The sequence below is a fragment of the Arthrobacter sp. ZBG10 genome (assembly GCF_001238605.1).
Classification (GTDB): domain Bacteria; phylum Actinomycetota; class Actinomycetes; order Actinomycetales; family Micrococcaceae; genus Arthrobacter.
On record NZ_LFQH01000006.1, the window covers coordinates 73,113 to 84,397 of the forward strand.

Here is an 11,285-nt window from a genome sequence, read left to right on the forward strand (position 1 = left end):
GCGGTCAGCCTTCCGGGGCTTCGCCCCTGAGCCCGGCACGGGCGGCGTGGGTCCTGGCATCCAGCATGGTCCACAGGCCGTCGGCCCGGCAGGGAATGGACGCCCCCACCAAGGCCTGGCTGTGTGGATGCTGGGGAGCTGCGAAGAAGTCGCGGGTTTCGGCCACTTCCACCACCCGGCCCGCCAGCAGCACGGCCACCCGGTCGCACATGTAGCGCACCACATCCATGTCGTGGGAAACGACGATGAGGGACAGGTGGTGCTCCCGCTGCAAGCGGAGCAGCAGGTTCAAGATGGTCCGTTGGGTGAGGGCGTCCAGGGCGGAGGTGGCTTCGTCGCAGATCAGGACCTGCGGTTCGAGCAGGAGGGCCCGGGCGATGGTGGCCCGCTGGAGCTGCCCGCCGGAGCACTGGCCGGGACGCCGGTCCAGCAGGCCCGCGTCCAGTTCCACTTCCTTGATGGCGGCCGCAATGCGCTCATCCCGCTGGGCCAGCGTCAGTGACCGGTGCGGCCTGAGCGGGGCCGCCAGGCTGGCCCGCAGCGTCAGCCGGGGGTCGAAGGCGCTGTGCGGTTCCTGGAAGACAAGCTGCACGGCGGTGGGCAGGTGCGCGGCGGCGCCGTCCAGCCGCCGCGTGATGGTCCCGGTGCTGGGTGCCTCAAGCCCCACGATGGCTTTCGCCAGCGTACTTTTGCCGGATCCCGACTGGCCGAGGACACCCAGGATTTCGCCGCGCCGCAGGGTAAGCGAAACGTCCTCAAGCGCGGACCTGGCGCGCTTGGGCCCGAAGTGCTTGCCCACCTTATCCATAACAAGGACCTCACGCTCTGTCGAAGCCGGACGACGGCGGGAAACCGGTGCCAGCTGCGCTGCGGCCAGGAGGTCGCGGGCGTAGTCCGTCGCAGGCCGGGTGAGCAGCTCGCCGGCCGGACCGGCTTCCACGATGCTGCCGGCGTTCATGACCAGGACCCGGTCCGCGTACGCGGCAACGGTGGCGAGGTTGTGGGTGATGTACAGGATGCCCAGTCCCCGCTCGCGCCGTTCCCGGTCCAGCAGTTGCAGGACCTGGCGTTCCAGGACCCTGTCCAGGGCGGACGTGGGCTCATCAGCCAGCAGCATGTCCGGCTGCCCGGCCAGCGCGAGGGCTGTCATGGCGCGTTGGGCCATCCCGCCCGAGAGTTGGTGCGGGTGGGAACGGATGCCGCGAAGCGGATCGGCGAAGCCAACCTCCTCAAGCAGTTCCACAGCCCGGGCCCGGGCCTTGGCGCCGCGAAGCCCGGCATGGAGGCGCAGCGGCTCCTTGAGGTGGGAGCCGATGGTCCGGTTGGGGTTGAACATCCGTTTAGGCTGTTGGAACAGCATTCCCAAGCGGCCGCCGCGGACCTTGTTGAGCTCCGCTTCGGTGGCCCGGGTCAGGTCAAGGTCTCCCAGGCGGATGGATCCGCCGGCAATTTCAAGGTTCGGCGGCAGCAGCCGCAGGCAGGACATGGCGGTCAGCGTCTTGCCGGAACCTGAACTGCCCACCAGCGCCACAAACTCGCCGGGTTCAACGGCGAGCGAGACACCGGAAAGAAGGCGCCTGGGGTTCGGGCCGCCGTCGGTCGCGTGCCTCACGTCCAGGTCCGCCAGGACCAGGCGCGCGCTCATTGATGTGCCGCCTGGGGCAGGAGCAGCGGCGCCGCGGCCATGTGTGCGGCCCGCTGGCCCAGCAGCGTCACGCAGAGGGCCACGGTGAAGATGACCAGGCCAGGCGCCAGGATTCCCAGCGGTGCGCGGTCTGCGAAGGGCTGGGCCGCGGCAAGCATGGAGCCCCAGTCGGACTGCGGCGGCTGGACGCCCAGACCCAGGTAGGAGAGGGCGCCGACGCTGATCAGCAGGTGCCCGAACCTCAGTGTCGCCTGGCCGAGGATGGGCGCGGTGAGGTGCGGCAGGACGTGCCGGAAGATGATGAACCACGGCGAACAGCCCACCACCCGCGCCGCGTCCACGAAGCCGCGTGCCGAAACGTCGTAGGCAAGGGTGCGGGCCAGCCTGGCGAAGGGCGTCCACCCGGTGACGGTCAGTGCCAGCAGGAGCGGCCAGAACCCGGTGCCGAGGGCGGCCACGATGAACAGCGCCACCACCATTTCCGGCAGGGCCAGCAGGACATCGTTGGTGCGCGTCAGGAATTCATCCACCCAGCCACGCCGGCGGGCGCTGATGATTCCGACGGCGACGCCCACCAGGCAGGTCAGTACCGTCGCCAGCGCGGCGACCGACATGGAGAACCGGCCGCCCTCCAGGATCCGGCTCAGCGTGTCCCGGCCCAGGTTGTCCGTGCCCAGCCAGTGATCCGCCGACGGCGGCGCCAGCCGCTGCGCGAGCTGCTGTTCTGCGGGCGGGTAGGGTGAAATCCACGGCGCCAGCAGCACGGCCAGGACGATCAGGGCAAGGACAGCCGCGGCAACCGTGGTCACTGTCATCCGCTTACGCAAGGGAACCTCCCACCGTGGGGCTGATAAGGCGATGGACGAAGTCGGCCAGTGTTGTCACGCCGACGGCCAGTGCCACCACAACCACCACGCCGCCCTGCGCGAGCGGGATGTCGCTGTTGGTGACAGCATCGAAAAGCAGCCTTCCCATACCCGGCACGGCGAAGATCACCTCCACGATCACGGAACCGCCCAGCAGCCCGGCAAACCAGACGGCGAACAGCGTGGAGAGCGGAACCATCCCGTTCGGGATGACGTGCCGGATGATCGACTGGGCGTGGCTGAGGCCGCGGGCCCGGGCTGCCGGCACATGGTCTGCGGCCGCGGCGTCGATGATGCCGGCGCGGACCGCAGAGGTGAAGAAACTGATGGGTCGCAGGGCAAGAGTGAAGACGGGAAGGACTGCCGATGACAGGTCGTTCCAGCCGGCCGTGGGCAGCACTGACAGCTTGAGGGCGAAGACCAGGACCAGGACGGGCGCCACCCAGTACTCCGGCATGGCGATCAGCGCCTGGGTGACCCCCGTGATGGCTTTGTCCGGCATGCTCCCCGGGCGAAGACCGGAAATGATGCCGAGCGGCAGGGCGACGGCTGCCGCAAGCCCCAGCGACATGGCAACCAGGCTGAGGGTGACGGCCAACGCGGGCAGGACCTGCTCCACCACGGGCGTGCGGCTGACGTAGGACAGGCCCATGTCGCCACTGAAGAAGTTGCCAAGCCAGCGGAAGTACTGGGTGGCCAGGGATTCGTTCAACCCCAGGTTCTGGGCCAGGGCCTGGACGGACGAGTCGTCGATGGCGTCCCCGGCGACCCTGGACCGGATGATTTTCCGTACCGGGTCGCCCGGAGTGACGTAGGGGATGAGGAACACCGCAAAGGAGGACACGGCAACGGCGGCCAGCAAGGTGGCCGTTCGTTTGGTGATGAACTGCAGCATACGGTCGGTTCCGGAGGACTAGGAGGCGGACTTGGCCGTCTTCGCCGTCAGAACATAGCGGGACAGCGGGTCCTGGACGTAGGAGAGCACGTTGGTGCGGACGGCGTCGGTGGCCTGTTCGTTGACCAGCCAGGCGTTCACCGCCTTGTCCTGGAGTATCCGGCCGGCTTCCGCGTACAGCTTGTACCGATCGGTGGTGTCCACGGTGGTGGCAGCGTCCGCGATGATCCTGTCGTACTCGGCGTCGCAGAAGCGGCTCAGGTTGTAGGTGCCCTTGCAGGTGTAGTCGGCGGTCAGGAAGCCGATGGGATCGGCGATGTCGATCAGCCGGTTCCGCTGGCTGAGCAGCATGTCATAGTTGCCGGCCAGGACGTCCGGTTCGGCCGAGGCGTATTCCTTGGCCTGGATGGAAAGCGGGATGCCGATGTTCTTCAGGTTCTCCTGGAGGACCGCGGCGACGTCGGCGAATTCTGCGCGCTCCACAATGGCGATGATCTCCAGCGGCCGGTCTGCCGTGTAGCCGGCGCCCGCCAGCAGCTCCTTGGCTGACTCGATGTCCTGTTTCTGCTGCTCCCGGCCTTCGCCCGCCCAGGGTTCGGAGGGGGCGAACGGCCCGGTGGCTGGCAATGCTGCGCCTTCGTAGACGCTGGCGGCCAAGGCGTCCAGGTCCAGGGAATCCCGGATTGCCTTGCGGACGTCCACGTTGTCCAGCGGGGCGCGCCCGTTGTTCATGTAGAGGGTGGCGGTCCGTGGCGAATCGGCGCCGAGCACGGTGACGCCCGCAGCGCCCTTCAGGGTGGCGAGGCTGGCGACCGGGATGGACAGGGAGATGTCGGCTTCGCCGGTCTGCACTTGGGCCGCCCGTGTGGCGCCATTGGTGATGAACCGGATTTCAGCGCCGGCGAGCTGGACGTCCCCGCCCCAGTAGTTCTCGTTGCGGTCCAGGGTCAGCGACTGCTTGGCCTTCTCGGAGACTGGGGTGAACGGTCCGGTGCAGTGGCCGAACGGGTCCACCTCGGTTTCCGTGTAGGCGGCCGGAGCCAGGATGCCGGTGTTGACGCTGGCCAAGCGGTACGGGACCAGCGGGTTTTCGGCTGGCGTGCTGACGCGGACTGTGCCGGCGTCAACAACGCTGACGCTGCTGATCATGGTCCGGTTGAAGGCGCGGGCGGGGACCTTGGCGTCCAGGACGTGGTTCAGTGCCGCCACAATCGACTCGGCGCTGAGCTCCGTGCCGTCCTGGAAGGAGACGCCCTCCCGGATGGTGAAGTCCCAGTCCAGCGGGGAGGTCTGCTTCCACTCGGTGGCCAGTGACGGCACCACTTTGCCTTCCGCCTGGTCGTACCTGGCCAGGGTCTCAAGGCAGCCGGACAGGGACAGGATGTAGGCGGCGTCTGATTCCAGGGCCCAGTTGGCCACCGGGGCGCGGAAGTTGTCCACAACGATCCGCTGGCTGGTGTCCGCCGCGGCGGTGGCCTGCCCCGGGTCCGTCTGTGTGCCGCTGAAACCGCAGCCGGCCAGGGCCAGGGTGGCCAGTGCGGCCACGAGGACGCGGGGACGGGGGAAGGAGCGCACGGGGAACCGCCTTGCTGTGACGCCGGCGGGGCCCGGCAAAAAAGTGGAGACTTCTTAGGTTAGCCTCACCTGCTGTCTTTTAGGGAATCCATGTCCTGGCCCGCTCACCGGCGCTGCCCGCGGACCCGCCCCATGCAAGGGTGCATCCACGGGCAGCCGCGGCGGTTCAGTGGGACGGCTATTTCAGGCCGAGCTGCCGGGTGGGGGTCCGGAAGGACTCCTTTGCGGTGAGGGCCGAAATCGCTGCGATACCGCAGATCACGGCGGTGAAGATGCTGATCTGGACCCAGCCGCCGGGCTTGATGCCGCCCATGGCCGCCACTATCGCCGGAGCGAAGCCAGCCATCAGGAAGCCCAGCTGCGTGCCGATGGCCAGGCCGGAGAACCGGACCTTGGTGCTGAACATCTCGGCGTAGAAGGAGGGCCACACGGCGTTGGAGGCCGCGTATCCGAAGGAGAAGAAGCCGATGGCGGCGAGGAACATCAGCGGGACGCTTCCGGATTCGAGGCTGAGCAGGAACACCGGGGTGAGGATGGCGCTGGCCACTGCACCGTAGATAAAGACGGGCTTGCGGCCGATCCGGTCCGCCAGCAGGCCGAACAGGGGCTGCGTTCCCAGGGCCACGAAGTTGGCGCCCACCACCAGCCAAAGCGTGGTGGTGCCGTCAACGCCGGCAACGGTCTTGGCGTAGCTGATGGCCAGGGTGCCGAACACGGTGGAGACGGCTGCGATGAACGCGCAGCACACCACGCGGAGCACATCGCGCCAGTGGCCCCTGAGCAGGTCGGCCACCGGGAGCTTCGAGATCTGGGCCGTCTTCTGCGCCTCGGCGAAGGCCGGCGGTTCGTGCAGGGTGCGGCGGATGAAGAAGGCCACCAGCACCACAATGGCGCTGAGCCAGAACGGAATCCGCCAGCCGATGCCGAATTTGATCTCATCCGGGAGTGCAAGGACGGGGATAAAGACGAGTGCCGCCAGGATCTGGCCGCCCTGGGTGCCGGTGAGGGTCCAGGACGTGAAGAAGGACCTGCGGTTGTCCGGGGCGTGTTCCAGGGTCATGGACGAGGCTCCGGCCTGCTCGCCGGCGGCCGACAGGCCCTGGCAGAGGCGGGCCAGCACCAGCAGTGCCGGCGCCCACCAGCCCACGGTATTGAAGTCCGGCAGGCAGCCGATCACAAACGTCGAGGCCCCCATCAGGACCAGGGTGAACATCAGGACCTTCTGCCGTCCCACCCGGTCCCCGAAGTGGCCCAGGATGACGGCGCCCACGGGCCGGGCCACGTAGGCAAAGCCGAAGGTGGCAAACGACATAATGGCGGCGTTGGCGTCCGCGCTCGGGAAAAAGACGGTGGGGAAGATCAGGGCGGCGGCGGAGCCGAAGATGAAGAAGTCATAATATTCGACGGCGCTGCCCAGGAAGCTGGCGAGGGCCGCCTTCTTGGGCGTCCCCTGCGCGGTGGCAGTGTCCTCTCCGGCGGACGGGCGTGTCTGGCTCATGGCGTTCCTTTGTGTGACGACAGTGTCGGGGAAAAGTGAAAAGCATTTTGCCGCTGCCTTGGTGCGGGCGCGTCGAGGTGCTGGCCGGAATCCGAAAATCCCGGAGGTGGTAGCCGCATGGTGGGAGCTACTGGTGCGATACAGCAATGATGGCTGTGAGCTGCGTTACCTGTCAAGAAAAATAATCACACTCTGGAAATAGCTCTCACATTGTGGCAACATCGACCTATGAGTGTGAACCAAACCACAACTGCCCAGCCGCTGGCCGGCGATGACACTGATGGCCAGCCCCCCGGGGCCGCCGGCGCCCGGGTTCCGGGCGGCACGGACATGGTGGGCAAGGCCCTGGGGCTCCTGGTCCTGCTGGGCGATGAGCCCCGCGGGGCCAGTGCTGCGGACATCTCGCGCCGGGCCGGACTTCCCTTCAGCACCACCTACCGGCTCCTGGGGTCACTGACCCGCGATGGCTTTGTGGATTATGAGCCGGATGGCCGCCGCTACCACTTGGGCCTGCGGGTATTCCAGCTGGGGCAGCGGGTATCCAACCACCACGGCTTTGCCGGGACCGCCCTGCCCATCCTGCGCCGGGTGACGGGCCGGACGGCTGAAGCCACCATCCTCAGCGTCCGCGACGGCATTCACCACCTCACTGTCAACAAAGTGGATGGCCCGCAGACGTTCCGGGTCACCAGTGACCCCGGCCACCTGGGCTCCCTGTCCGCGACCGCCGTCGGCAAGGTGCTGGTGGCATTTGCCGAGGATGCTGAACGGGAGCACCTGCTGGCCGAGCTTCCCCTGGAGCGGCTGACGGACCGGACCATCGTGGACCGGGACGCGTTCCGGGCGGAGATCGAGGCGGTCCGGCGCCGGGGCTACGCCGTGATGGACGAGGAAAACGAGACCGGCATGCGGGCCCTGGCTGTGCCAGTGCTGAACGCCCAGGGATACGCCTTCGCATCCCTTGCCACCGCAGCTCCCGTTTTCAGGCTCACCGTCGAAGGGCTCGAGGCGCACCTGCAGGTGCTGCTGGAAGCCGCGGCGGAGCTCGCGGACCGGCTTCCGCAACGCTGACCCCCGGTTAAAAGTTCGCATCTCGAACAGTAGTGCGACTAATGAACAAATGCTGTACTGTCATCCCTACACCCCCTGTCCCGGCCGCTGAGCGGCCCGCGCACCGGGTGCCGTTACCAAAGGAGCTGCACGGATGAGTTCTCGAACCGAGTCCTACCTGGTGGGACTGGTCGGCGATGGCGTTACGCCATCCCTCACCCCGCCCATGCACGAACACGAGGCCGATCTGCTGGGCCTCCGCTACCTCTACCGGCCCATCGACCTCCTGGAACTCGGCCTGGCCGGCGAAGCAGTGGGCAGCCTGCTCCGGAGCGCCCGCAGCCTCGGCTTCAACGGTCTGAACATCACCCACCCCTGCAAGCAGCTGGTCCTGGCGCACCTGGACGAGATCTCACCCGATGCCCGTCGCCTGGGCGCTGTCAACACCGTAGTCATCCGTGACGGCCGGTTCGTGGGACACAACACCGACTGGTCCGGCTTCGCCGCCGCCCTGGCCGCGGGCCTCCCCGGCGCTGCCCTGGAACACGTGGTCCAGCTGGGCGCCGGCGGTGCCGGTTCCGCCGTCGCATACGCCCTGCTCAGCGGCGGCGTCCGCACCCTGGACCTCGTGGACGTCGACCCGGAACGCGCGGCCCAGCGCGCCGCGGAACTGGCCGGCTTTTTCCCGGACAGCACCATCACGGGCCGGACGACGGCGGAGCTGCCGCAGCTGATGCCTGCCGCCGACGGGCTGGTGCACTGCACGCCCGTGGGCATGGCGGCCCACCCCGGCGCACCGCTGGACCTGGAATTGGTGGAATCCCGGCACTGGGTGGCGGACATCGTCTACCGGCCCATCGACACCGAGCTGGTCCGGGACGCCCGCGCCAAGGGCTGCACCGTGCTGGACGGCGGCCGGATGGCTGTGGGCCAGGCGGCTGACGCCTTCCGCATCTTCACGGGCCTGGAACCGGACGCGGACCGGATGCGCAGCCATTTCCTGCAGCTCGTCGCCGCCGAGGAGGTGGCTGCCTGATGCGCACCGGAATTGCCACTGTGTGCCTCTCCGGCACCCTGAAGGAAAAGATGCAGGCCTGCGCCATCGCGGGCTTCGACGGCATCGAAATCTTCGAACAGGACCTGGTCACCTCGCCGCTGCCGCCGGAGGACATCCGGAAAATGGCCGCAGACCTGGGCCTGACCCTTGACCTGTATCAGCCGTTCCGCGACTTCGACAGTGTCCCCGGGGACCTGCTGGCCGCCAACCTGCGCCGGGCGGACGCTAAATTCAGGCTGATGTCCCGGCTTGGCATGGACACCATCCTGGTCTGCTCCAACGTGGCCACGGCGAGCATCGACAGCGACGACCTGCGGGTGGAGCAGCTGGGCCAACTGGCCGCGCTCGCCGGCGACCACGGCGTCAAAGTGGCGTATGAGGCGCTGGCCTGGGGAAAGTTCGTCAGCGACTACGAACACGCGCACCGGCTGGTCACGGCAGTGGACCACCCCAACCTGGGCACCTGCCTGGACTCTTTCCATATCCTGTCCCGCAACTGGGACACGGCCCCGATCGAGGCGCTGGACCCTGCCAAAATCTTCTTTGTCCAGGTGGCCGACGCCCCGAAGCTGGCCATGGACGTGCTGTCCTGGAGCCGGCACTACCGGGTCTTCCCGGGCGAAGGCCAGTTCGAACTGGCCAAGTTCATGGGCCACGTGGTCCGTGCCGGGTACACCGGCCCGGTATCGCTGGAGATCTTCAACGACGTCTTCCGCCAGTCGGATGTGGAACGCACCGCCGTTGACGGCATGCGCTCGCTCATCTGGCTCGAGGAGCAGGGCGCCAAGTGGCTCGATGCCAACGTAGGCACCCCGGCCGTGCCCCGGCGTCGTTATCCCATGGAACTGGCAACCCTTCCGCAGGTGGCCGAACCCGCCGGCTGGAACTTTGCCGAGGTCCGCGCCGCTGACACCACAGGACTGGAGACGGTCCTGGGCCAGTTGGGCTTCGGCTTCGACGGCCGGCACCGGACCAAGGACGTGCAGCTCTGGAGCATGGGTGCTGCGCGGGTTGTCATCAACGAGGCAGCCCCGGACCTGGCCGCAGGCAGTGCACCGGCCATTGCTGCCCTGGGGTTCGACGTCGATTCCCCCGTCATTGCCGCCGCCCGCGCCCAGCAGCTTAAGGCCCCCGCGGTCCCCCGCAAGAGCCAGGCCAACGAGGAGGTCTTCCAGGGCTTCGCCGCGCCGGATTCCACCGAGGTGTTCCTTTGCCAGGGCAGTGCGGACCGCACAGCGGCCTGGACCAGCGAATTCGGCGAAGGCCTGGACGTTCCGGCCGGCGGCAGCACGGCCGTGATCGACCACATCAACCTCGCCCAGCCCTGGCAGCACTTCGATGAAGCTGTCCTCTTCTATACCAGCGCCCTGGCCCTGCAGCCGCAGCCCTTCGCCGAGGTGCCCAGCCCCACCGGACTGGTCCGCTCGCAGGTCATGCTCAGCGCCGACCGGTCAGTGCGCCTGGTCCTGAACCTGGCCCCCCTCATCCAGCAGGAAGGCGGCGGGGCCCGGACCACGTACCAGGAACACATCGCCTTCGCGGTGGACGACCTGGTGGGCACCGCCCGTGCCGCCCGCGGCAGGGGGCTGGAATTCCTGCAGATCCCGGCCAACTATTACGAGGACCTCGACGCCCGGTTCGGCCTGGACCCGGACTTCCTGGCCACCCTCCAGGACCTGAACCTGCTCTACGACCGGGACGCCGACGGCGAATTCCTGCACTTCTACACGGCCACCGTTGGCAGCGTCTTCTTCGAAATGGTGGAACGGCGCGGCGGCTACGACGGTTACGGGGCGCCCAACGCCCCGGTCCGGCATGCCGTCCAGTACGACCACCTGCACCGCAGCTGACCGTCCCCACCCATCCCGTACCACCCCATCCGCAACCCAGAAAGGAGCCAGCCGTGCCGCACACCACCACCGAAACGGACGAACTTGTCCCGGCTGCCGAACCCAAGGCAGGACACACCATGGCGGACCGCGCCGTGGAGACCCAGCAGGATCTCAGCGCCGAGATCAACGGCCTGGCCGGCGCCTACGCGCAGGCGCTCAAGGACGGGGCCCCCGCAGAGACGCAGCCCCGGCTGGATTACCCGCCGTACCGCAGCAGCATCCTGCGCCACCCCACCAAGAGCCTGCACCACGCGGACCCGGAAACCATCGAGCTGTACTCCCCGGCCTTCGGCCACCAGGACGTGCACGCGCTGGAAGCCGACCTGACCATCCAGCACAACGGCGAGCCCCAGGGCGAGCGGATCATTGTTGCCGGCAAGGTCCTGGACGGCGACGGCCGGCCCGTGGCCGGCCAGCTGGTGGAAATCTGGCAGGCCAACGCCTCCGGCCGCTACATCCACAAGCGCGACCAGCACCCGGCCCCGCTGGACCCCAACTTCACGGGCATCGGCCGCTGCATCACCGGCCCGGACGGCTCCTACCGCTTCACCACCATCAAACCCGGCGCCTACCCGTGGAAAAACCACCTGAACGCCTGGCGGCCGGCGCACATCCACTTCTCCATGTTCGGCACGGAGTTCACCCAGCGCATCATCACCCAGATGTACTTCCCCGGCGACCAGCTCTTCCCACTGGACCCCATCTACCAGACCATCGTGGACCAGGACGCCCGGGACCGGCTGGTGGCCAGCTACGACCACAGCCTCACCGAGCCCGAATGGGCGCTGGGTTACAACTGGGACATCG

Annotated in this window: 9 protein-coding genes; 4 read left to right on the forward strand and 5 right to left on the reverse strand. The window is 67.9% G+C overall.

The features are described from left to right. Positions 1-4: 4 nt before the first annotated feature. The 5 genes from ACU18_RS01810 to ACU18_RS01830 form a co-directional block, all read right to left on the reverse strand. A complete protein-coding gene (locus ACU18_RS01810; RefSeq protein ID WP_050683823.1) occupies positions 5-1,645 on the reverse strand; it encodes an ATP-binding cassette domain-containing protein in 1,641 nt (546 codons plus the stop codon). Beyond that, complete coding sequence (locus ACU18_RS01815; protein ID WP_050683824.1) at positions 1,642-2,460, reverse strand: ABC transporter permease; 819 nt, start codon at positions 2,458-2,460, stop codon at positions 1,642-1,644. Before ACU18_RS01815 ends, ACU18_RS01810 begins: the two co-directional genes overlap by 4 nt. A gap of 4 nt (positions 2,461-2,464) precedes the next feature. Next, positions 2,465-3,406 carry an ABC transporter permease gene (locus tag ACU18_RS01820; RefSeq protein ID WP_050683825.1) on the reverse strand — a complete coding sequence of 314 codons (942 nt, stop codon included), beginning with the start codon at positions 3,404-3,406 and terminating at the stop codon, positions 2,465-2,467. Between the two features lie 18 nt (positions 3,407-3,424). After that, positions 3,425-4,981 carry an ABC transporter substrate-binding protein gene (locus tag ACU18_RS01825; protein ID WP_231685983.1) on the reverse strand — a complete coding sequence of 519 codons (1,557 nt, stop codon included), beginning with the start codon at positions 4,979-4,981 and terminating at the stop codon, positions 3,425-3,427. 178 nt (positions 4,982-5,159) lie between these two features. Beyond that, on the reverse strand, positions 5,160-6,479 hold the full coding sequence (locus tag ACU18_RS01830; protein ID WP_050683827.1) for an MFS transporter: 1,320 nt from the start codon (positions 6,477-6,479) through the stop codon (positions 5,160-5,162). A 330-nt stretch (positions 6,480-6,809) separates the two neighbouring features. On the opposite strand from ACU18_RS01830, the gene ACU18_RS01835 reads away from it, so the two are divergent. From ACU18_RS01835 to pcaH, 4 genes are all read left to right on the forward strand, one after another. Next, on the forward strand, positions 6,810-7,550 hold the full coding sequence (locus tag ACU18_RS01835) for an IclR family transcriptional regulator (protein ID WP_050683837.1): 741 nt from the start codon (positions 6,810-6,812) through the stop codon (positions 7,548-7,550). Between the two features lie 133 nt (positions 7,551-7,683). Then, a complete protein-coding gene (locus tag ACU18_RS01840) occupies positions 7,684-8,565 on the forward strand; it encodes a shikimate dehydrogenase (RefSeq protein WP_050683828.1) in 882 nt (293 codons plus the stop codon). After that, entirely contained in the window at positions 8,565-10,436 is a 1,872-nt protein-coding gene (locus ACU18_RS01845; RefSeq protein ID WP_050683829.1) for a bifunctional sugar phosphate isomerase/epimerase/4-hydroxyphenylpyruvate dioxygenase family protein, read from the forward strand. Before ACU18_RS01840 ends, ACU18_RS01845 begins: the two co-directional genes overlap by 1 nt. 53 nt (positions 10,437-10,489) lie before the next feature. After that, on the forward strand, positions 10,490-11,285 hold a 796-nt coding region (gene pcaH, locus ACU18_RS01850; RefSeq protein WP_050683830.1), incomplete at its 3' end, for a protocatechuate 3,4-dioxygenase subunit beta.